Annotated in this window: 21 protein-coding genes; 16 read left to right on the top strand and 5 right to left on the bottom strand. The window is 63.8% G+C overall.

The window, feature by feature from the left end; translation table 11 throughout:
- Positions 1 to 24 precede the first annotated feature (24 nt).
- A complete protein-coding gene (locus HNP00_RS08220; RefSeq protein ID WP_184737811.1) occupies positions 25 to 315 on the bottom strand; it encodes a hypothetical protein in 291 nt (96 codons plus the stop codon).
- Positions 316 to 484: 169 nt separating this feature from the next.
- On the opposite strand from HNP00_RS08220, the gene HNP00_RS08215 reads away from it, so the two are divergent.
- Positions 485 to 1,525 carry a hypothetical protein gene (locus tag HNP00_RS08215; RefSeq protein WP_184737809.1) on the top strand — a complete coding sequence of 347 codons (1,041 nt, stop codon included), beginning with the start codon at positions 485 to 487 and terminating at the stop codon, positions 1,523 to 1,525.
- Positions 1,526 to 1,611: 86 nt separating this feature from the next.
- Here the strand turns inward: HNP00_RS08215 and HNP00_RS08210 are convergent, their stop codons facing one another.
- Entirely contained in the window at positions 1,612 to 2,238 is a 627-nt protein-coding gene (locus HNP00_RS08210) for a hypothetical protein (RefSeq protein ID WP_184737807.1), read from the bottom strand.
- Positions 2,239 to 2,271: 33 nt separating this feature from the next.
- Here HNP00_RS08210 and HNP00_RS08205 point away from each other — a divergent pair, with 33 nt between their 5' ends.
- The 8 genes from HNP00_RS08205 (at position 2,272) to HNP00_RS08170 (ending at position 9,909) form a co-directional block, all read left to right on the top strand.
- A complete protein-coding gene (locus tag HNP00_RS08205; RefSeq protein ID WP_184737805.1) occupies positions 2,272 to 3,114 on the top strand; it encodes an inositol monophosphatase in 843 nt (280 codons plus the stop codon).
- A 439-nt stretch (positions 3,115 to 3,553) separates the two neighbouring features.
- Positions 3,554 to 3,700: a hypothetical protein gene (locus HNP00_RS08200; RefSeq protein WP_184737803.1), complete on the top strand. Its 147-nt coding sequence runs from the start codon at positions 3,554 to 3,556 to the stop codon at positions 3,698 to 3,700.
- A 129-nt stretch (positions 3,701 to 3,829) separates the two neighbouring features.
- Positions 3,830 to 5,116, top strand: a complete 1,287-nt coding sequence (locus tag HNP00_RS08195; RefSeq protein ID WP_184737801.1) for a choice-of-anchor G family protein — start codon at positions 3,830 to 3,832, stop codon at positions 5,114 to 5,116.
- 45 nt (positions 5,117 to 5,161) lie between these two features.
- Complete coding sequence (locus HNP00_RS08190) at positions 5,162 to 5,347, top strand: hypothetical protein (protein ID WP_184737799.1); 186 nt, start codon at positions 5,162 to 5,164, stop codon at positions 5,345 to 5,347.
- Positions 5,348 to 5,441: 94 nt separating this feature from the next.
- Positions 5,442 to 6,803, top strand: coding sequence for a glycosyltransferase family 2 protein (locus HNP00_RS08185; RefSeq protein WP_184737797.1), 1,362 nt, complete (start codon positions 5,442 to 5,444; stop codon positions 6,801 to 6,803).
- On the top strand, positions 6,803 to 7,372 hold the full coding sequence (gene xrtS, locus HNP00_RS08180) for an exosortase S (protein ID WP_184737795.1): 570 nt from the start codon (positions 6,803 to 6,805) through the stop codon (positions 7,370 to 7,372). Before HNP00_RS08185 ends, xrtS begins: the two co-directional genes overlap by 1 nt.
- Positions 7,362 to 8,216 (top strand): septum formation family protein, encoded by an 855-nt coding sequence (locus tag HNP00_RS08175; RefSeq protein WP_184737793.1) that lies wholly within the window; start codon positions 7,362 to 7,364, stop codon positions 8,214 to 8,216. Before xrtS ends, HNP00_RS08175 begins: the two co-directional genes overlap by 11 nt.
- Positions 8,209 to 9,909: a hypothetical protein gene (locus tag HNP00_RS08170; RefSeq protein ID WP_184737791.1), complete on the top strand. Its 1,701-nt coding sequence runs from the start codon at positions 8,209 to 8,211 to the stop codon at positions 9,907 to 9,909. The genes HNP00_RS08175 and HNP00_RS08170 overlap by 8 nt, the downstream gene beginning before the upstream one ends.
- Here the strand turns inward: HNP00_RS08170 and HNP00_RS08165 are convergent.
- From HNP00_RS08165 to HNP00_RS08155, 3 genes are read right to left on the bottom strand one after another with little or no spacing between them, the layout of a single operon-like run.
- Positions 9,906 to 10,643, bottom strand: coding sequence for a sigma-70 family RNA polymerase sigma factor (locus tag HNP00_RS08165; protein ID WP_184737789.1), 738 nt, complete (start codon positions 10,641 to 10,643; stop codon positions 9,906 to 9,908). The genes HNP00_RS08170 and HNP00_RS08165 overlap by 4 nt on opposite strands.
- Positions 10,640 to 11,800, bottom strand: a complete 1,161-nt coding sequence (locus HNP00_RS08160; RefSeq protein WP_184737787.1) for a hypothetical protein — start codon at positions 11,798 to 11,800, stop codon at positions 10,640 to 10,642. The genes HNP00_RS08165 and HNP00_RS08160 overlap by 4 nt, the downstream gene beginning before the upstream one ends.
- A gap of 11 nt (positions 11,801 to 11,811) precedes the next feature.
- Positions 11,812 to 12,894 carry a sensor histidine kinase gene (locus tag HNP00_RS08155; RefSeq protein ID WP_221451321.1) on the bottom strand — a complete coding sequence of 361 codons (1,083 nt, stop codon included), beginning with the start codon at positions 12,892 to 12,894 and terminating at the stop codon, positions 11,812 to 11,814.
- Between the two features lie 341 nt (positions 12,895 to 13,235).
- Here HNP00_RS08155 and pcrA point away from each other — a divergent pair, with 341 nt between their 5' ends.
- The 7 genes from pcrA (at position 13,236) to HNP00_RS08120 (ending at position 21,820) form a co-directional block, all read left to right on the top strand.
- Positions 13,236 to 15,836, top strand: a complete 2,601-nt coding sequence (gene pcrA, locus HNP00_RS08150; protein ID WP_184737783.1) for a DNA helicase PcrA — start codon at positions 13,236 to 13,238, stop codon at positions 15,834 to 15,836.
- Positions 15,837 to 15,860: 24 nt separating this feature from the next.
- Positions 15,861 to 16,586 carry a hypothetical protein gene (locus HNP00_RS08145; protein ID WP_184737781.1) on the top strand — a complete coding sequence of 242 codons (726 nt, stop codon included), beginning with the start codon at positions 15,861 to 15,863 and terminating at the stop codon, positions 16,584 to 16,586.
- 258 nt (positions 16,587 to 16,844) lie between these two features.
- The gene (gene sucC / locus HNP00_RS08140; protein WP_184737779.1) at positions 16,845 to 18,011 is read left to right on the top strand and encodes an ADP-forming succinate--CoA ligase subunit beta; all 1,167 of its coding nucleotides are present in this window, start codon (positions 16,845 to 16,847) and stop codon (positions 18,009 to 18,011) included.
- Positions 18,012 to 18,038: 27 nt separating this feature from the next.
- A complete protein-coding gene (sucD, locus tag HNP00_RS08135; protein WP_184737777.1) occupies positions 18,039 to 18,941 on the top strand; it encodes a succinate--CoA ligase subunit alpha in 903 nt (300 codons plus the stop codon).
- A gap of 313 nt (positions 18,942 to 19,254) precedes the next feature.
- Positions 19,255 to 19,659, top strand: coding sequence for a tautomerase family protein (locus HNP00_RS08130; protein ID WP_184737775.1), 405 nt, complete (start codon positions 19,255 to 19,257; stop codon positions 19,657 to 19,659).
- Between the two features lie 209 nt (positions 19,660 to 19,868).
- Positions 19,869 to 20,894: a 5-dehydro-2-deoxygluconokinase gene (iolC, locus tag HNP00_RS08125; RefSeq protein ID WP_184737773.1), complete on the top strand. Its 1,026-nt coding sequence runs from the start codon at positions 19,869 to 19,871 to the stop codon at positions 20,892 to 20,894.
- A complete protein-coding gene (locus tag HNP00_RS08120; RefSeq protein WP_184737771.1) occupies positions 20,891 to 21,820 on the top strand; it encodes a deoxyribose-phosphate aldolase in 930 nt (309 codons plus the stop codon). Before iolC ends, HNP00_RS08120 begins: the two co-directional genes overlap by 4 nt.
- Positions 21,821 to 21,835: the final 15 nt, after the last annotated feature.

Raw genomic sequence — 21,835 nt, 5'->3', positions numbered from 1 at the left:
CGGTCCGGTGCCCTTCACGTATTGCTAGTTGGTGGTGGAAGTCGTGGTGGAGTTTGGCCACCAACCGGTGGCTTCAGCCGAACCCTGGGTGGTGGAGTTCGGCCACCAGCCCGTAGCCTGAGCCGCGTCCTGGGCGAAGTTCGGCCACCAGCCGGTAGCCTGAGCCGCGTCCTGGGCGAAGTTCGGCCACCAGCCGGTGGCTACGGACGAGTCCTGCGAGGGACGCTCGCTGCTGGCGGAAACGGCTGCTGAGCCGGAAATTCCGGCAAACAAGATTGCTGCGGCCGCGAGGAGAGCGGCGATGGTTCTTTTCATGCGGAAGCTCCTGATAAGAGTGACTGATGCGACTGGAGTGAACGAAGTGAAGCATGCTCATTATAAAGAGCAACGACACGCCGTGTCATCAGTTCGTCCACACGGTGCAGAAACATGCTAAACGCTCGCCTGAATCATCGGCGGAGTGTCTCAGAGACATAATGGAGCTATGGGAGAAAAGAAGGTTGCCCCGTCGTACGCCGCCGCGGAACTGCAGGCAAGGGGGCACCGGGCCAGCCATGACTTCACCAAGGCCGCCGATGGTGCACGCTCGGCCGCTGATATTGCCCGTGATGAGGGTGATTCCACGGGGTGGTGGAACATGACTTTCCTTCAGGCGGAGAACCTTCTCGACGCCGGTGATTTCGCTGAGGCCACGGCCCTGGCGAAATCCCTTTCCGAGGCATCGTTGGCTGCGGCTTCACCCCAATACCGGGCTCAGGCACTCATCTTGATGGCGAATTCCCTCCGCGGTGAAGGGCTCCTGGAGATGGCCATCGAGGCCGCGGCATCGGCAGTCGGATTGGTCGATGATGATGCGGACATGGAAATCGACGTCCATGCCCGGCAGGCCCTGATCGCCGCGTTTGCCGAGTCCGGCAAGCTGGAGGAGGCATGGGAGGAGTGCCTGTCCCTCTCGGAAAGAATCTCTGATGAAATGGATGACCAACTCGCTGGCAAAGCCTACTGGGTCATCGGCAATGTGGCTTTCCTTTGCGACAAGGTGGATGAGGGGCTTCACTATCACGAGCTCGCCGCGGAAACCTTCTCCCCTTCCCGGAACCTCGATGTCTGGGCCAAATTCAATAAGGCGTCGGCCGCGATGAGGCTGGCCGCTGAAGTAGCAGATGCCGCCACCCTGCGGTGCATAGAGAGGGCCGAGCTTGCCACGGACGTGGTGGGAGGCAGCGAAGAGGATATCCTCCTACTTCGGCTCAACCGCGCGCATTGGAATTATCTGGCAGGAGACGCCGGGGCGGCACTTGAACTGCTGGACGAAATCAAGGGCCGGGCTGATCAGTTGCCTCCCCAGATCGCAGGCGAAATATTCCTCTTGATGGCGCGTGCCCAAGCCGATACTGGAAGCAATCAGTCGGCAAAGGAAAGCCTGCTCGAAGCGGCTGACCGCTTCGACAAAGCCGGCGCCCACCAGCGTGCGCTCCAAGCGCGGGAGATGCTCGCTCCGGGAACCCAGCCAGAACCGGAATAGCGTCCCTGACCGCGGGTCCCTTCGTTGCGGCGCGTCTTCTTTCCCGGCGAGCCTGGGCCTTCCCCCGCCTCAGGAGCGGAAGCTCGTCAGGCGCTCTTTGAACGCCGACGCCCCATAAACACAGCCGCGCCGCCAACCACAAGGCTCAACAGGAAAAGCACCCAGCCCAAGACGGTGAGCGTGGACGCCAAAGCCACCTGTCCGGCGTCGGGCTCTGCGGCTCCCAACGCGGCGTCGACCGCGACGTTGCCCCACAAACGGACCACTGCGAACAGCAGGGGAGGGGCCCACAGAACCCAGCGCAGTGCCTTGCCCGCAACATTGGTGCCGATCAGCAGGAGCCACGTGAAGCCGAAGATCAGGGGAAACAGGGTTCCGGCGGTCTTGTGGATGTAGCTGAGTTGTCCGCGGGCATCATCAGTCATGGCGCCGTGGAGTTGTTGGACGTAGTCCGTGGAAAATCCGCCAATGAGGGAATCGGGCATGGCCATGCCGCCGGACAACTGGGTCATCTGGTTCAGGGTCAGGAGATGCACGTACCAGAACAGGAAAAGGCTGGCCACAATGCCGGCGATCACCACGAGTTTTGCATTGCTTTGCGCCTTCTCGGGAGATCGCTGGGTGGTCGGATTGACCACCGACGGCAGGTGGTGCTGCGGGACGGCAGCATTCGCGCCGTGCTTCTTGATGCGTTGGGCTGGGGTCTTGGCCATATGAATCATTATCCCGCCACATAAGCTGGACCCATGACCACTGGCAGGCACTCCGCCACAGAACTTGATCCTTCGCTCGACGACTACGAACTGGCTGCCGCCCTGGTCCGGGAGGCCGGGCAACTTGCCCTGCTGATGCGGATGGGTGGGTTGCAGGGGGAACGCAAGACCTCAGTTTCGGACGTGGTGACCGCGGCGGACCACGCGGCGGAGGCCTATGTCCTTGAGCAGCTGCGCCGCTGCCGCCCGGCGGACGGCATCCTTGGCGAAGAAGGAAGCTCGGTGGTAGGAAGCAGCGGGCGTACCTGGGTGATCGACCCCGTGGACGGTACCTACAATTTCCTGCACGGCTCTACATACTGGTGCTCGGCAATCGCCTTGAAGCACGAGCAGCTGGCACCGCACGGCGTCGTCTCCGATCCCGACGTCATCCTCGGCGCCATCTACCAGCCGGAACTGGACAAGCTCTGGATCGGCGGGGAAGGCCACCCCGCGACGCTCAACGATGAGCGGATCTCCGGACCATCGGGTGCGGCCCTGAGCGAACTCGGCGCCGCCACCTACATCCACCCCACCTGGCTGGCCGATCCTCGCGCGGCCATGCCCTGGCACGCCGCCGCGGTGTCCGCGGCCTCGCTGCGCATGTTCGGATCCGGCTCCTGCGATCTCGGCAGGGTGGCCGACGGTGAGCTGGGCTGCTGGTTCCAACACAGCTGCCCCGAGTGGGACTGGCTCCCCGGAAAGGCGATTGTCCGCGCGGCGGGCGGGGACACCGGCGTCGTGCGCGTCAACGGACTGGATTGGTTCATTGCGGGAGGCCCGACGGCGGTCCGCGAGTTGCGCGCGGCGCTCACCTCGGTGCCGCAATTCGCCTGAGCATGCGCTGTCCTTGGTGTGAGGGGTGGACATAGTGCCGCGGTTTCTCTGAGCATGCGCTCTCCTTGGTGTGAGGGGTGGACATAGTGCCGCGGTTTCTCTGAGCATGCGCTCTCCTTGGTGCGAGGGGTGGACATAGTGCTGATATGTCCAGTGGTTCAAGCGAGGAGGGGGCATGTCCCTTGGGGGAGGTGCGGAGTTCGGGTTGCGGTGGTCATTCCGCGTTGGGCTTGCCTGAGCATGCGCTGTCCATGGTGTGAGGGGTGGACATAGTGCCGCGGTTTCTCTGAGCATGCGCTGTCCTTGGTGTGAGGACTGGACATAGTGCTGTTATGTCCAGTGGTTCAAGCGAGGAGGGGGCATGTCCACTCGGGTGGATTGACCCTATTAGGGAGTACCCCGCGCGGCGCGGCGGACGGCTGCTAATCTCCGGACGGCAGTGGAGATCGTCCTTCCCCTGCACCGGAATCCGGCTGTCCGGGAGGCTGTCCTGCCCGAAATCGACGGCGGGGCGGCCGACCGCGCAGTGACGGCCATCGACTCCATGCTGGGGATGGGCCAGCGACGCCCTGACTTCGTGGCTTAACCCATTCGGGTACCTTCCGCGGGCGCTTGCCACGGGCCTTGTTAACTTTCACGTTGGGGGGAAATTGTCCTCCCAGGTTTCAGTTGCAGCACTCCTCGCGTGCCTGCGACTCTCACAAGGGGGCAATACTTGAATACCAGACACAAAACATGGTCTGCCGCGGTGGGCGTCAGCGCCGTCACAGCGCTGGCTCTCGGCTTGGTGGCGGCACCCGCAGCTACCGCAGCACCGACCGACGTTATTTCCTCAGGCAGTGGACAGATCATCGACGGCAGCGTCCTCGCGATGCCGAACTTTGCCAGCCTGGCATCAAATGGGGCAGCAACGGCCCAGCAGATTGGCACACCCCCGTCCGGCCCGGCGGTCATTGAAAACAGCACACCGCTGGATCTTTCCTCCGTCTTCGGCGTCGTGAACGTCGGTTCGGGCAATGTTCCGCTGTTGCAGAACAACGGCGTCATCACCGTAGGGGCCGTCAGCCAGTACGGCAAGGCCGTCAACGACGGATCCTCGGCGGCGTTCTCCGGCACCGTCTCCGGAGCACCCGGACTCGTCTCCCTGCCTGGCGGCTTGCCGACGTCGGGAACCACCGGAATCCCTGCCGCCGAGGTCAAACTAGGCACCGCTAACATCCTTGGTGGTGCGGACCTCGTCAATGTCGATCTCAAGATCACCACGCTGGCCGCCGCAGCCAAGAAGGACCAGGGCTCGGCCGCTGTCGGCGAATCAGCAATCGCGGGTGTTTCCGCGGATCTGGGCGGAACGGTCATTGGCGGAGTTGCCGGCACGGTTGGTACCGCCATTAGCACCGCCAACCTCGTTCTGACTCCCTTGGGCGTCACCGTCGCGAACCCGCTTGCAGGCGGCACCATCTCCATCACCGAGGCAGACCTCCTGGCTGTTGCGGGTGTGCCGAACCTGAACGCGCTACCCCCTGGAACGGACCTCATTTCGTTCCTGCCGCAGGCTGTTGCCAACAAGATCACCAGCCTGGTCAACTCCACGCTGGCTAGCGCGACCACTGCAGTCAACGCTCTTGGACCGATCGCGCAGATTACTGCCGGCCCCGCACTGGCTGTCCTGACTACCGCCCTGAACGGCGTGGTCTCGGGAGTGTCCGGAACCATCGTCACCCCGCTGTCCAACGCCTTGACCGCCTTGGTCTCGGCAAAGGTCAACATCAAGGAAAGCAACGGAGGCGTCTTCACGCAGCGCGCCCTGCAGGTAGGCGTGGCTGGCGGCAACATCGCCACGGTCAACCTGGCCAACGCCGTCGTCGGTCCGAACCTGGATGCAGCAGCCATCCCGGTGGTCAACAAGGACACCCTGGCCATCAGCGGTGCTGCGGCACTGCTCGCGCTCTTTGCCTGGCTGTTCTTCCGTGCACGCCGTCGGACCGCCGTTGTGGCTGCCTGATTGCATCTGCAGCATCAGCCAAGAACAACGGAAGGGACTTCCCACATGTACGGAAATAGCTTGACGACAGGGGGAGCGGTGGCAGGCGGCGGAACGTTGGCCCTCACCGGTGCACCGGTCCTCGGCTGGGCCATCCTTCTGGGCGTCGCGTTGCTGGTGACCGGTTTCGTGATCCTGCGCAACAGCAGGCTCAAGACCGCACAACGGTCTGCCGGCCGCAAGCACTCCTAGTACGGCAAACGCGGGGCGGCCCCACACCAGGGGCCGCCCCGCTTCACCATTTCTTGAAACGGCCCAAACAGCCGCAAAGCACCATCGGGGAGATATGTCAGTACTCGAGTCCGCGCAAGCTTTGGCGTTCGTGCTGTTGGTGGTTTTCCTCGCCTACATCAGCGTGATCCTGGTTCCGTTCCTACGCCGCAAGCCGGATCCGGAGGGCGCACCGGGCAGCTTCGCCTGGCACGTGTTCATTCCGTGCCGGGACGAGGAAACGGTCATCGGACACACCCTTGAGAAGCTCAGGGGACAATTTCCCGAGGCCCACGTCTGGGTAGTGGACGACGCGAGCGACGACAACACGGCCCGGATCGTGCAGGATGCATCGGAGGCGGATCCGTTGATCCATCTGGCGCGCCGCTTCCGGCCCATGGCCCGCACCGGCAAAGGCGATGCACTGAACACCGCATATCGGGCCCTCGACTCGTGGCTGCCATCCGAAACCGACCGCGCCTCGGTGATCGTCCTGGTGCTCGACGCCGACGGGCTGATGGCGGGGAATGCGTTCCGGCAGGCGGCAGGACCACTCGCTTTCGGTGATCCTGAAGTGGGAGCCGCGCAGACCGCCGTGTGGATGTCCAACGTGGATGACCCGTCACTGAAGACGGCCACCGGATTGGCTCGCGTGAAGCAGGGATTCGCCCGGTACCTCATCCTCATGCAGGACATGGAGTTCCGCACCACCATCGCCGCTATGCAGTCCCTCCGCCGCCACACCCTGACGGTTGGCCTGGGTGGGAATGGCCAGTTCACCCGGCTTTCGGCCCTCGACACGATTGCCAGGACTTCCGGGCAGCCGTGGCACGGTGCCCTCCTGGAAGATTACGAGCTGGCGATACACGTGATGCTGAGCGGCTACAAAACCGTGTACATGCATGACACGCATGTGGCCCAGGAAGCGCTCCCTGGGCTACGCCGTCTGGTGACGCAGAGGACCCGTTGGTGCCACGGAGGGATGCAGTGCAGCAGCTATCTCGGGCGGATTTTCGATTCTCCATACTTCAGCAACATCGGGGCCATCGAGTCGAGCTATTTCCTGGTCCAACCGTTCATTCAGATGTTGGGCCTGGTCTTGTGGCCCACTCTGTTCGTCAGCATGGTGGCCCAAGGCTCCCTCACGATGGGCGGCTTCCAGGCTTGGCTGGCCGCGTCCTGGTTCATTATCCCGCTCATCGTCGTCACGGGCATTGCGCCTTTCGCCCTGTGGGGTCCCGTCTACCGCCTGCAGGCAGCCCCGGACAGGAACTGGGCAGTGGGAATCCTCTGGGGAGTGGGCTATTGGCTCTACATGTACCAAAACTACGTATCCGTGTTGAGGGCAACATATCGCTTGGTCACCGGACGGCACGGCTGGGCAAAAACCCGCCGCAACAATGAGAATGACGCCCAGTTGCTAGCGAAGGAAGCCTAGTGTCCACGAGTGCCGATTACTCCGCGGGGATCCCGCAGGGACCACGTTCCGCAAGGCTCCAGACGGGCCAGGGCGGTCTCCTCCCGGGCGTGGCGTGTTTGGCGGCGGCCGTCCTGGCCATGTTGCAACAAGAGCACATCCGTAGTTTCGAAGCGTGGGCCATGGCCTGGGTGTTCGACCGGGCGCTCGGCGGCTCGTCCTACAGCGTTCGCGACATCATCTTCCACAACATCGGCGGCGGTCACCCGTTCGCCCTGATGGTGACGGGATTGTGTTCCAGCTCGGTCCTGATAGCTCCCATCCTGGCCTTGTCTGGCGTCTTGTTCCTCATGGGCCGCATCGCGGTGCCACGATTGGCCCGTGCTGCCTTTGCGTCGTTGCTGATTGTGGTTTTCAGCAACGCCTTGAGGTATTTCATGATTGCCGGCGCGCAGCAGGCGTGGGGCGAGCAAGGGTTCAGCATCATGCACCATTTCTTCGGTTCGTTTGTGGTGATCATCGGGTTTGTGGCGGCCATCCTCGTCCTGGTCCGCGCAGGCAAGACCAGCCGGGGGCGGCGTGCCGCGTAGCTTAGCGGGATGGGGAAGGTTTTCGGTAGCAGCGTTACTGCTTGCCGGGGTCCTCAGCGGATGCAACCAGACCCTGCCCGGAGCATCGACCGGGAACCCCGCGGTGGGCGACTGCCACCTGATTGTGTCCCCGGAACAGTTTGACGCCGTCAGCGAACCCAGCCCGCCTGTTGCCTGTGGGGATGCGCACACGGCCCAGACATTCAAGATCACGCAGGTTCCGACTCCCTTGGCTGGACGGGGAACACGGCCCGGACAACAAGAGCTTAAGACGGTCACCGCCCGGCTGTGCGATGTTGCCTCGCTCCGGAAGTACTTGGCCGCCGGTGAACGCGACGGTACAACGGGCCTGGTCATCGCCGCGTACGCCCCGAGCCGCGACGACTGGGAGCGCGGCGCTCGGGCGGTGCGCTGCGACGTGCTCGTGGCCGCGAAAGACGGCACCCCGCTCGCCACCACCCTGGATTTGAGGGGCGTTATGGCTGGCCCTGACTCGGCCACATTGCGCCTGTGCTATCGGCAGGAACCCGTGGGCAGCGGGTTGAGCGACGACGGCGTCGATGTTCCCTGCACGGAGCCCCACACCGGCGAAGACATCAGCGCGTGGTTCAACCTCGATGGCAGCATGACCACACCGGCCGCGCGAAACGCGCGTTGCCTGCCGTATGCCTTGCAGTTCCTCGGCGCGGACGTACTGCCCGCCGGAATCGTGCTGCGTCCGGTCATCCGGACGGTGGGCAACGCGTACACGGTCCGGTGCGCCGTCGGGCCCTTGCAGTCCCAGTCCAGTCCAAGCACCATCACCGGCACGCTCGCGCCGGCAGGAGGGCAGAAACATGGTTGAAGCCAGGCCGGATGCTTCAGAGACCCGCGCGCGAGCAACAACGTTCGCACCGGAACCGGTCCGCCGGAAGAGCGGGACTGTTGAGGCGCTACGCTCCGCTGCCGCCTATCTGGCCAGGATGTTCGGGCCTGGTGAGCTGGGCTCACCCCGCGTTCGCGGAGTTGCCGGGTTGTCCGGCACAGTTGCGGCGCTCGCAATGATCCTCCGCCTGTTCCTTCCCGAACCCGTTGGCATGGCTGACCAAGGATCCGGTCATCAGCTCGTTTGTTCACTGGGCCTTCGGAACGTCAGGCCGTGGGGCTACCAGGACTTCGCCCAGTTCATCCATCCGGGCTGGGTGCCGCAACAGTACTACGGTGAGGGTTGCGGTTTCCCTGGATCCGGAGAACCCGTCTATTCCTCGCAATTGCTGCTCTTGTGGCTCGGCAAGTGGCTCACGCCGGTGTTTGGTTGGGGATCCGGCCTTGATACGCGCGCCGTGGGGATTGTTTGCTGCGTTATTTTCGGCGCCCTCGTTGCCGGGCTCGTGGTGGCGTTGCCGGGGCGGACTCTGTTTCGCGTGCTGATCGCTGCGCTAGTCACTCTGGTCATGGCGGACGGGGTCTTCTCGGATTTCTTCGTGTCGCCCTACGCCGAGCCAGCTGCATTCCTCGGGACACTTGCCCTGTCCGTGGCCCTGCTGCACTATTGGAACGGCCGCGGGCCGCGATGGGCATCGGCGCTGATGGTGGTCTTTGCAGCCGCGTTCACGGTCTGGGCCAAGCCGGAGATGGTGTCTTGGCTGCCGGTGGTTGCCTTCGCGCTCCTTTGGCTGCCGGTGGGCGCCCGGAGGCGCGCGGAAGCCGAACGTGCGCTTCCGGAAGGGTCGCTTCGGGAAGGGCCCGACGGCGGTCCGGCAACCGCCGTCGGAGAGGCACCTGCCGTCGGGCTTGCGCCGCCCGGGCGGGCTCCCCGACGGTGGCGGGCGTTCGTGGTGCCTGCGGCTGCCGTGGTTGCCATCGCGGCGGTTGCCCTGGCGTTCCTCGCGGAGCAGCCCAAACGCGCCACGGAAGTAAACCTCTACAACACTGTCTTCGCGACGATCCTGCCCAGCAGCCCGGATCCCGCCGAGGATCTGGAGTGGCTGGGACTGGACCGGAGTTTTCTGACGGCCGCAGGCAGCAGCATGGACTCCATCAATTCTGCGGTGTACAACCCCCGCTATCCGCAGTTTGGGGAACAGATCAACCTCGGCAAGGTCGCCGCGTTTTTTGTCACGCACCCAGAACGACTGATCGGCCTGGGAGAGCGGGGGATCAGCGCTCTGCTCACGCCCGAATTCAGCTATGCGGGATCGTACCTGGCGGATTCGGGCCAAGGACCGGGCGTCAAAGAACGCCGCGTGCCCCTGGTCCTGGGCCTGTACACGGCCATGAAGGCGGCGCCAGTTGCGTTGGTGGGCCTCCACTTTTTGACCTTGCTGCTGGGGTTCGCCGTGAGTGCTCGACGCAGCTCGGGAATCGGACGCCTTGCCGTGGTGATGGTCACCGGCTGCTGGGCGCAATTCTGGGTTGTCCTGATGATGGAAGGACAGCCGGGAATCCACAGCCAGATGATTGTGGCCGGGTTCATGTCGGCATTGTGCGTTCCGCTCTTGGTTGCCCTGGTGAGCATCCTTGCGTCGACCTCCCGGCCCCAGCCGCAGGTCAGTTAGCCAAGCCAGCCGTCTTTGCGAAGCTGATCCTGGAGGCTGATGATGTTCCCCACGCTGAAGCCTGCGGCGCCATAGCGCTGGCGGACCCGATGCAAGTGGGACTTGACCGTCTGCTCGCTGATCCCCAAATGTTCCGCGACTTCCCTTGTGCCTCGAGGCATGGGTCCAAGGTACAGCTCCACGAGCCGCCGCTCCCTGGCCGACAGCTCCACCCTCGTATGGGCAGTCGACTCAAGCATGCCCTCGACGTCCGGGTGCAAGTATCGGCGGCCGGCTGCCGCGGCGCGGATTGCGGCAGCGGTGTGGCTGGGATCAGCCGACTTAGGCACAATGGCCAGAGCACCGGCGTCGAGGGCTGAACTGATGGCCATCGCAGGCTGCTGGTCCGCCAGAAGGACCACCTGCATTCCCGATTCCCGCAGCGAAGTCACAACATCGGCAATACTGCCGGGCTCGCCCCCGCGCAGTTCACCGACGACGGCGACATCCGCGCTGGCTCCAGCGCCGCCGGGCACCTGGCCTCCAAGTGGCCAGGCAGTGGTCCCGGCCAACACGGTGATCCCGGGAGCGTTCACGAGCAACCATTGCGACAAAGAGTCGATCAAGAGCCGATGGGGGTCGATGATGAGAACCCGGATGCCCGGAACCGGTTCGGTTGCTGGGACGGAGCCGGACTGTACCGCGGCCGACTCAACAGTGCTGAACTCAACAGGTCCGAACTCAATAGTGCTCAACGTCGCCACCCTGCCGTCTCAACCACGATGCTGCAGCCCCCACGGTCATTGCGCACTGCTGGACGGCCTAGCGAAGCCAGCTCGGTCCACAACAAAGGGGAGAGATGGCTCTTGTGAACTCCGCTGATGCGCCATGTCAGGCGAAACCCGTCCTGGCCGGACTTCTCGGCGAAGAAATGGATACGGTGTGCCGCCGTTGGCCGTGGAGCGGTGCCTGGCCGGTACATGCCGCCTAGGTGTGTGCCGCGCAACGTGGTGCCCGCAGTCATCAGCATGGTGGCGGCCAGGATGGCCGGGCGTGAGCTCTCCGGCAGCTCTTCCACAATGTCAGCGGCCTGGGCAAAAATCGCACCGCCGCCGAGGCCCTCCAGTTCCAATGCTTCTGTGAGCCAATTGTCGGACCATTCCTCCATCAATAACTGGCGCAAATTACCCGCAAGTTCCCGCGCTTCCCGGGCCACTTCCGGGTCCAAGGGCACGGACGGTGCCTGCGCCACTTTGGCAAACAGCTCATCGATCTGCGCCTTGGTGCTGGCCAGCTCAAGCTCGCGCACTGAAGTCGTGGCGTCGATGGCCTCTGTCAAAGCGTCCAGCCGCTCACTCAGGCAGCCAGCACCCTTCCGTTGGATAGCGTCCCTGCGCAGCAACACGCTCACCGATCCGACGAAACCGGGAAGGAGCGACAGGAAGAGGATGTTCCATGCTGCCCGCGGGTCGGCGCCAGGAGTGACGGTGTAGAGGCCTGTGCTGATAATTCCAATCGCGACAGTGAGGGCGATGAATCCACGAAGGTTCCAGAGATGGGAGACAAGAAGAACAGAGACCGCGGAGAAGAGCGCGTTCGCTCCGATCAGCGCCAGACCCGTGTCCGGCGTGGTAGCCAACATTGCGCACCAACTGGCGCCCAGAATCAGGACCAGCCACGTGGCACGAAGAGTGGTCAGCCGGTCCCGCTGGGTGCCGGCATCGGATGCGCGCACGGCGACGAGGAGCCCTAAAAGGTCCAAACCGGAAGCAAAGACGTGCCAAGGGGCAGCGCCGCCTTTGTTGCCGGTTCCTAGTGCGAGATAGAAGTTGAGGATCCACAGCACGAAACAGGCTGTCGCCAAAATCTCCCGGGACACGAAAAGTGGTCCCTCCACGCTGGTCCGCGACATAGCCGGCATCGTCATGCGTTCACCGCTTCCAACAGGATCGTGGTTCCTCGCCCAGGGGCGGAAAAGACCCGCGCGCGGCCCCCGGCATCGCGCATCCGTGCGAGGACGGATTCCTTGACGCCCAACCTGTCGGTGGGGAGCTTCGAAGGATCAAATCCACAACCGGAGTCGCTGACTACCACTGACACGTGGTCCGAAGTCCGGGACAGAAGCACATCCACATGCCCTGCGCCAGCGTGCCTGTCGGCGTTCAGGATGCATTCATCCACGGCCGCCAGCAAGGCAGCCTGGACAGTCGCGGTCAGTGGTCCGGTCATCCCATGGATCTCGACGCTGAAACCGTCCCGTGCCCGCTTCTCGGCGATTAGCCGCAGTCGAGCGGCGAGGTCGCCGGGTTCGGTCACCTTGGGCGGCGACATTGCTGCAAAACTGGCGCCGGCTGTGCCCGGGGAGGGGGACGCACGCCGCGCCGCGATTTCTGCGGAGGCGCCGCCGTCGAGCATTTCCCTCAGCTCCTTCGAGGAAGCCCCGGCCCCTTGGCGACCGATCACGGTGAGCGTGCGCAAGGCGGTGTCGTGCAGATGCCTCGCGTTCCAGGCTGCGGAACTGCGCCGGTTCTGTGCGACGATGTGGGCCGCCACGGACTCTTGGCGCACGGCGAAATCGCCCCAGTACTGGGCCAAAGCGCGTGGTCCGCCAAGCCGCATTGCCAAGGTGATAACCCACGCCGCTGCCAGAATGAAAGCGCTCGCCGGGCGGACGCCTATCACCAAGGCGGACAGGACGGTGTATCCAAGGACGAGCAAGAACGTCATGGCTGTGAACATCACCGAGCGCCAGGTTTTGCGCATCGAAAAGACGAGCACGGAACTTGCCGCGAGGACCAGGCTGTAGGGGAGGAAAGTGGGGTTGAGCTCGTCGCGTTGTTCCGAGGAGCCCAACAGTTCAGCGAGCAGGATCAGGCCGACGAGAATCCCCACGCGCTGGGGCCACGCATCCGAGTGGAGCATCAGTGCAAAGCAAAAGAAGAGCGCGGCCAAGACGAGGTATGAGGCCACGAATTCCCAAGGCTGGAGCCGGTTGGTCGCAGCCATGAACAAACTTGCCACCGTGGCGATGCACAATCCCAGGGTGGTGCCGAATTTCGACACCACCCCGGGCCGGCGCGTACGCCAAATCCCTCGTTTTCTGCGCATGCCGTTCCCCCGGATGTGTCCCTAAGCCTGTGAACTTGTGGCTTCTAAGAAGCATAAGTGGGGGAGGCCACCCGAACCTCGTTATTCCCCGGCAGAGCTGCTATTTGACGGGACATTGCGAAAGATCAGCAGGTCTTGCGTCAATGTCTTCCCCGCCAGGGCACGCTTCAGGCGTTTCGCGCTCGGGAACGGTATCCGGACATCCAGTGTCAGAGCCACCGCCTAGACTGGTAAACACCATGGATATGTTGTTTGACCCGTACGCAGATGGCCCCTTCAAAGCTGCCAGCGGAGCTGCCACCAAGGCCGCTCCAGCCATGCTTTCGCGCGCCGGCGGTGGCCTGCCGGACTTCGAGCGAGGCTTGCCCGACGCCGGCGCGCAGCTTGGGCGTCAAGCCGAACCCGGTGCGGCCGGTGGCGGTAGCGGTGCGTCCTGGGGCGGGACTCCCGACGGCGACGCATCCAGTGGTGGGCACGGTCGGGGCCACTCGGGCTTGCCCTCTGCCGAGGCTTTGCTCCAAGGACTGAACCCGCAGCAGGAGGAAGCCGTCAAACATGCCGGCAGCCCTTTGCTGATCGTGGCTGGCGCAGGTTCGGGTAAAACCCGCGTGCTATCAAACCGCATTGCCTACTTGATCGCTACCGGACGGGCCCATCACGGCGAGATCCTGGCCATTACCTTCACCAACAAGGCGGCCGCGGAAATGCGGGAACGCATCGAGGCCTTGGTGGGCGGCCGCGCCAAGTCCATGTGGATCTCCACCTTCCACTCCTCCTGCGTGCGCATCCTGCGCCGCGAGGCCGCCAACGTGGGGCTGAACTCCAACTTCTCCATCTACGATTCCGCGGACTCCCTGCGGTTGATCACGCTCGTGGCCAAGAACCTGGACCTGGACCCCAAGAGGTTCGCGCCGAAGGCCATCCAGCACAAGATCTCCGCCCTGAAGAACGAGCTCATCGACGATGATGCCTTCGCGGCAACCGCCAACCATAACGAGCCGTTCGAAAGCGCTGTCGCGGACGTCTTCAAGGGCTACACCCAGCGGCTGCGCCAGGCCAACGCCATGGACTTCGACGACCTCATCGCGCAAACGGTCTATATGTTCCGGGCCTTCCCGGCGCTCGCAGAGTCCTACCGCCGTCGTTTCCGGCATGTCCTCGTGGACGAATACCAGGACACCAACCACGCCCAGTACGCTTTGGTCCACGAAATCGTCGGTGAAGGTCCCCACGCGAGCGAGCTCACCGTCGTCGGCGATTCAGACCAGTCCATCTACGCCTTCCGTGGTGCGGACATCCGCAACATTGTCGAATTCGAGAATGATTACCCGGACGCCCGCACCATCAAGCTGGAGCAGAACTATCGCTCCACGCAGAACATCCTGAGCGCCGCCAACTCCGTCATTTCGCGCAACCCGAACCGGCCGGACAAGAAACTCTGGACGGCCGAGGGCGACGGCGAGAAGATCATCGGCTACGTGGGCGAGAACGAGCACGACGAAGCCCAGTTCATCGCCAAGGAAATCGACCGGCTCCAGGACGAGGACGGCCTGCGTCCCGGCGATGTCGCCATCTTCTATCGCACCAACGCACAGTCGCGTTCCATTGAAGACGTGCTGGTCCGCGTGGGCCTTCCGTACAAGGTGGTGGGTGGCACCCGCTTCTACGAGCGCAAGGAAATCAAGGACGCCCTCGCGTACCTTCGCGTCCTGGTGAACCCGGACGACGACGTCAATTTGCGTCGCGTCCTCAACGAACCCAAGCGCGGTATCGGCGATCGTGCCGAGGGCGCAGTGGCCGCCCTCGCCGAGCGCGAGCGTACGTCGTTCATGTCCGCGGCACGCAAGGCGGACCAGGCTCCCGGCATGGCCACCCGCTCCGTGAACGCGGTTCTGGGCTTCGTGAAGCTCCTGGATGACCTGGCGGAGGTGGCGACCGGCTCAGGTGCTGCGGCCGCCCTTGAGGCTGTCCTCGAACAGACCGGTTACCTTGCCGGGCTTCGGGCCAGCACCGATCCGCAAGACGAATCGCGGGTGGAAAACCTGGCCGAGTTGGTGGCCGTGGTCCGGGAATACGAGCGAGACAACCCCGAAGGCTCGCTGGGCGAGTTCCTGGAGCAAGTCTCGCTCGTGGCCGATGCCGACCAGATCCCCGACGCCCCGGAGGGATCCTCCGAGGACGCAGCCGCCGCGGTGGCAGAGGCGAAGCGGATGGGCGTGGTCACGCTCATGACCCTCCACACGGCCAAAGGCCTGGAATTCCCCGTGGTTTTCCTGACCGGCATGGAACACGGGCTCTTCCCGCATCAGCGCTCCGCTACGGATCCCAAGGAATTGGCGGAAGAACGCCGCCTGGCCTATGTGGGACTCACCCGTGCAAGGAAGCGCCTGTATGTGACCCGCTCGGAAGTCCGCAGCATGTGGGGCCAGAGTCAATACAACCCCGCCAGCCAATTCCTTGAGGAGATCCCCACCGATCTCGTCGAGTGGAAGCGAGAAGGCATGTCCCGCCAAGGGGGCGGCTGGGGAAACGCGCCCATTGGTTCCAACCGTTACGGCGGGTCCTTCTGGGGCGCTGGCACCTCCCGAGGGGCCGCCGCCAGCGCTACCGCAGGGTTCGACGCCGACGTGCCGGCCGCCGTCGTACGCAATCGTGTGCAGCCGCAGAAGGAAGTGGTGGCGGTCGTGGTGGGGGACAAGGTGAACCACACCAGTTTCGGCAACGGCACCGTGATCGGCGTCGAGGGCGCCGGTGACAAGACTGTGGCGAAGGTGAAGTTCGACGTCGGCGAGAAACGGCTGCTGTTGCGTTACGCGCCGTTGACCAAACTGGACTCCTAAGGCCAGTTCCGCCCGCAGGGCATAATGGGAGCCATGCGACGGACTGTCTTGGGGATTCTGGCCGCCTGTTTGGTGTTGTTGGCAACGGCTTGCTCCGTGTCCACCAAGGACCCGAACTATGTTCCTCCGGCGCCGTTGCCTCCCTTGGAGCAGCTCCGCCAGGTACCCGTTTCGCAGCCCAGCACGCTGGCGTCCACCGATGGAACGCTGGCGTTTGTCACGGCCGATCACAACGTGGTGTGCGCCATGACGTCGGCCCGCGGCGAGCACCTGGACCTTCCCTACGAGCCCAACTCCTACGCGGACAACGCCAACAATAAGCTCGCGATCGTGCCGGTGGTGCAATGCGAGCTGGCCGTCTACCCCAAGCCGCAGGCGGCGGACATCAAGGATGACTGCGGCGGGACGGGGCTGGGTTACCTTGGCGGAACGGTACTCCTGCGCCCAGACAAAGCCGTATACGGTGCGTGCCGTTCCGGGGTGACCCACATGGAATCCGAATTCGGACCCAAAGGAAGCCGCAATGGGCCCATTTCGCGGCTGCCCGTCTTGGAAGACGGGCAGAACATTGAGCGTAACGGCCTGCGTTGTTCTGCGTACAACGGCGGCGTCGCTTGCGGCAACGTTTCCGCTGGCGTGGCATTCTTCGTCAGCCGAACCGACTACCAGCTGATTTCCGACGGCGGAAAGCCCGCCGGGGGTCCGGGTCCGTCGTCCTCGCCACAGCCGTCCTACACAAGGCCGTCCTAACACAACGCGGGCCGGATGGTCCGGAAAACCGCGTCATATAGCGGTTTTTCTACGGCCGATAGAAGTGTGTGGTTACTCACTTAACGGGTACTGTAGAACCGGCTGGCCTCCCCGGGGGGCTAAAGTTCGAGAGGAACTTGCGCAATGTGACCGGCTGCCTGACGGCCGTTCGATGCGCACCTATCCGCAGCCGGTTTTCGCGGTCACCGTGGTTTCCGGCTGTACAGAAACTACTTCGACGTAGAAGGACACTAAACCGTGGACCTGTTTGAATATCAGGCGCGCGATATGTTCGAAGCGCACGGTGTACCCGTGCTCGCCGGCATCGTGGCGCACACTCCTGAAGAAGCAAAGGCTGCAGCCGAGAACATCGGCGGCGTGACCGTCGTCAAGGCGCAGGTAAAGGTCGGTGGCCGTGGCAAGGCTGGCGGTGTCAAGGTCGCAAAGTCCGCTGACGAAGCGCTTGAGCACGCCACCAACATCCTTGGCATGGACATCAAGGGCCACACCGTCAACAAGGTCATGATCGCCCAGGGCGCCGACATTGCTGAGGAATACTACTTCTCCGTCCTGCTGGACCGGGCCAACCGCAACTACCTGGCCATGTGCTCGGTTGAAGGCGGCATGGAAATCGAGCAGCTTGCTGTTGAGCGCCCCGAGGCACTCGCCAAGGTTGCCATCGACCCCGCAGTCGGCATCGACCAGGCCAAGGCTGACGAAATCGTTGCCGCTGCCGGTTTCTCCGAGGAACTGCGTGGCAAGGTTGCTTCCGTCATCCTGAAGCTGTGGGACGTCTTCAAGAAGGAAGACGCAACCCTGGTTGAGGTCAACCCCTTGGTCAAGACCGGCGCCGGCGACATCGTTGCCCTTGATGGCAAGGTCTCTCTGGACGAGAACGCTGACTTCCGCCACGTCCACCACTCCGAGCTCGAGGACAAGGACGCCGCTGACCCGCTCGAGGCCAAGGCCAAGGCGCAGGACCTCAACTACGTGAAGCTGGACGGCGAAGTGGGCATCATCGGCAATGGCGCCGGTCTTGTCATGTCCACCCTCGACGTCGTTGCGTACGCAGGCGAAAACCACGGCAACGTGAAGCCGGCCAACTTCCTGGACATCGGCGGTGGAGCTTCCGCTGAGGTCATGGCCGCCGGCTTGGACGTCATCCTTGGCGACGAGCAGGTCAAGAGCGTTTTCGTGAACGTCTTCGGTGGCATCACCGCGTGTGACGCTGTGGCAAAGGGCATCGTCGGCGCACTGGCCGAGCTTGGTTCCAACGCCAACAAGCCGCTGGTCGTCCGTCTCGATGGCAACAACGTCGAAGAGGGCCGCCGCATCCTGGCCGAGGCCAACCACCCGCTGGTTACCCTGGCAGCCACCATGGACGAGGGCGCCGACAAGGCCGCCGAGCTCGCCAACTCCAAATAAGCACCGGGAAGTAAGGCGACTTAAATTATGTCTATTTATCTGAACAAGGACTCCAAGGTCATCGTCCAGGGCATCACCGGCGGCGAAGGCACCAAGCACACGGCCCTGATGCTCAAGGCCGGCACCAACATCGTCGGTGGCGTCAACGCCCGCAAGGCAGGCACCACGGTGCTGCACGGCGACAAGGAAATCACCGTCTTCGGCACCGTCAAGGAAGCCATTGCGGAAACCGGTGCCGACGTTTCGATCGTCTTCGTTCCGCCGGCATTCACCAAGTCCGCCGTGGTTGAAGCCATCGAAGCAGGCATCGGCCTGGTTGTTGTCATCACTGAAGGCGTGCCGGTCCAGGACTCCGCCGAGTTCTGGGCGCTCGCCCAGGCCACCGTGGACGCTGACGGCAAGCAGATCACCCGCATCATCGGGCCGAACTGCCCCGGCATCATCACCCCGGGCGAAGCACTGGTTGGCATCACCCCGGCAAACATCACGGGCAAGGGCCCCATCGGCTTGGTCTCCAAGTCCGGTACCCTGACCTACCAGATGATGTACGAACTGCGCGACCTCGGCTTCTCCACGGCCATTGGCATCGGTGGCGACCCCGTCATCGGTACCACCCACATCGACGCCTTGGCTGCGTTCGAAGCTGACCCGGAGACCAAGGCAATCGTCATGATCGGCGAAATCGGTGGCGACGCTGAAGAGCGCGCAGCCGACTTCATCAAGGCCAACGTCACCAAGCCGGTTGTCGGCTACGTTGCGGGCTTCACCGCCCCCGAGGGCAAGACCATGGGCCACGCAGGCGCCATCGTCTCCGGCTCTGCGGGTACGGCACAGGCCAAGAAGGAAGCTCTCGAAGCTGCAGGCGTGAAGGTCGGCAAGACGCCGTCCGAGACCGCCAAGCTGCTCCGTGAGGTCTTCGCAGCCCTCTAGTTCCGGGGTAATCCCCAAAACACGCCCGACGGCGCCTGTCACCTTCCACGTGAAGGTGACAGGCGCCGTCGTCGTTTAAGCACACACGCTCGCTCACTTTTGGGGTGTTTCCCGCTGACGCTCGCTCACATCTGGCGGTCGTTTCAACGACGCTCGATCACATCATGTGATCGAGCGTCGTTGTTTAAGGCCGGATATGTGATCCGGCGTCGGTGGTGCCCCGCCCGAGGAGAGAGTGGCGCGACTAACCCTCCCTTGTGAGCTCCTGAGAGAGTTTGTTAGTATGTCAGGACAAACTACTCAAGGAGAGCATATGCCCCTCGTTCGCATCGACGTCAACCAAGGCCGCACCCCGGAGCGGCTCGCCGAACTGAGCCGCCGGATCCATGACGCAATCCTCGCCGAGTACGGCATCCCCGAGCGGGACTACTTCCACATCATCACCGAACACCCCCAAGGCCAGATCTTCGCCCAAGATGCCGGGCTCGGCTTCGAGCGAAGTTCCGGCGTGATCATGATCCAGATCTTCACCCAGGGTGGCCGTAGTCGCGAGGCAAAGCAGTCCCTCTTCGCCGCCATTGCCGCCGAGCTTGGTGAGATTGGTGTTGCCGGCGAGGACGTCTTCCTGGGTTACGTCGAAAACACCGCTGATGACTGGTCCTTTGGGTTCGGTCGCGCACAGTATGTCACGGGCGAGCTCGCCGTTCCCGCCCGCTAACTCCGGGGTTTGGCGCGGATTCACGCCCAAATCAAGACGCAATCCCAGTCATTACGTTTCGTTGTAAATATGTCAGTACAAACCTTTGACAGGACATGAATTCTGGTGCAAAGTAGTGCTTGTGGCCCCGCTCACTGCGGGCCGGCAAAAGCACCGGAGCTCTCACCGTCCCGCAAGAAGAGTTCACTACAGAAAGGTCCGCGATCACCGTGACCCACGAACTGCTCACCATCGGGCGCATCAGCGTTGATATCTACCCGAACGACATCGGTGTGGGACTGGAGGACGTGCAGTCCTTTGGCAAGTATCTTGGCGGCTCGCCGTCCAACGTTGCCGTCGCTGCCGCCCGCCACGGCCGCCGCAGCGGCGTCATCACGCGCACTGGCGATGACCCTTTTGGTATCTACCTGCACCGCGAACTGCGCAAGTTCAAGGTCGACGACGCTTTCGTCACCCCGGTGCCGGGCCTTCAAACGCCGGCCACCTTCTGCGCGATCCAGCCACCGCACGACTTCCCGCTCTACTTCTACGGCCGTTTCCCCACGGCACCGGACCTGCAGATCAAGGCCGAGGAACTGGACCTGGACGCCATCAAGGACGCCGGCATCTTCTGGTCGACCGTGACCGGCCTCTGCCAGGAGCCCAGCCGTTCCGCCCACCTCGCGGCGCACGAAGCCCGGCCGCGCACCGGCCTGAACGAGGGCCAGTACACCATCCTGGACCTCGACTACCGCCCCATGTTCTGGGCTTCCGAGGACGAGGCCCGGGCGGAGGTCGCCAAGATCCTTCCGCACGTCACGGTGGCCATCGGCAATGACAAGGAATGCGCCGTCGCCGTCGGTGAAGGAACCCCGGACGAACAGGCCGACCGCCTTCTGGCCGCCGGCGTCGAGATAGCCGTCGTGAAGCTCGGCCCCGAAGGCGTCATGGCCAAGACCCGCACCGAGCGCGTCGTCTCCGCACCGGTCCCTGTGGAGACCGTCAACGGCCTGGGCGCGGGCGACTCATTCGGCGGAGCCTTCTGCCACGGACTGCTTTCCGGCTGGCCGTTGGCCCAGATCCTGGACTACGCCAACGCCTCCGGCGCGATCGTCGCCTCCCGCGTCTCCTGCGCGGACGCGATGCCGACGCCGGAAGAAGTCACCTCATTGCTCGTCGAACGCGGCCGCCTGACGCCGGCCGGCCCCAATGCCGCGGCTTCGCACGCAGCAGTTTCCGAAGGAGCAACACGTTGAGCTTCAATGATGATCCCCGCCGTTACGAGCACCTGAGCGCCATCCGGCTTGAAGATCCCGACGCCGTTGCCCGCGCCGCCGCCGCGCGCCGCCGCCACCCCGGCCTGAAGTACGGGACCCAGAACTTCATCGTGGCCGCCGACCACCCTGCCCGCGGCGCCCTGAGCGTCGGTTCGGATCCGGTGGCCATGGCCGACCGCCGCGAGCTCCTGGACCGCTTGCAGATCGCTTTGGCGAATCCCGCCGTCGACGGTGTCCTGGCGTCACCCGACATCATGGATGACCTGCTCCTCCTCGGCGCCCTCGAGGGCAAGCTCGTCTTCGGTTCAATGAACCGCGGCGGCTTGGCCGGCCTGGTCAACGAAATCGATGACCGCTTCACTGGCCACACCGCAGCTGCCCTGGACGCCCTGGGCGCCGATGGCGGCAAGATGCTCACTCGCATCTGCCTCGGGGACCCGGACACGGCGAAGATCCTGGAGGCCACGGCGAAGGCGGTGGACTCCCTCGCGGCGCGCAAGCTGATCGCCATGGTGGAACCGTTCCTGTCGGTCCGCGAGGCAAACGGCAAGGTCCGCAATGACCTTTCCCCGGACGCCGTGATCAAGTCCGTGGCCATCGCCGAGGGCCTGGGTTCCACGAGCGCTTACACCTGGATGAAGCTCCCGGTTGTGGCGGAGATGGAGCGAGTCATGGCCGCTACCACGCTGCCCACGGTCCTGTTGGGCGGGGATCCGGATGCGGGCCAGGATGAGGTCTTTGCCAGCTGGCAGGCAGCCCTTGCCCTGCCGGGAGTCCAGGGATTGACTGTGGGACGGACCCTTCTGTATCCGGCCGACGGAGACGTTGCCGGGGCCGTGGCCACCGCCGCCTCGCTCTTGAAGACGGCGGAGCTGCTGAAGACACCTGCGAAAGTATCGGAGTAAGAGTAATGTCAACGC

It is taken from the genome of Arthrobacter sp. AZCC_0090 (genome assembly GCF_014207375.1).
Taxonomy (GTDB): Bacteria; Actinomycetota; Actinomycetes; order Actinomycetales; family Micrococcaceae; genus Arthrobacter.
This window is presented reverse-complemented; position numbering and strand designations above follow the sequence as displayed.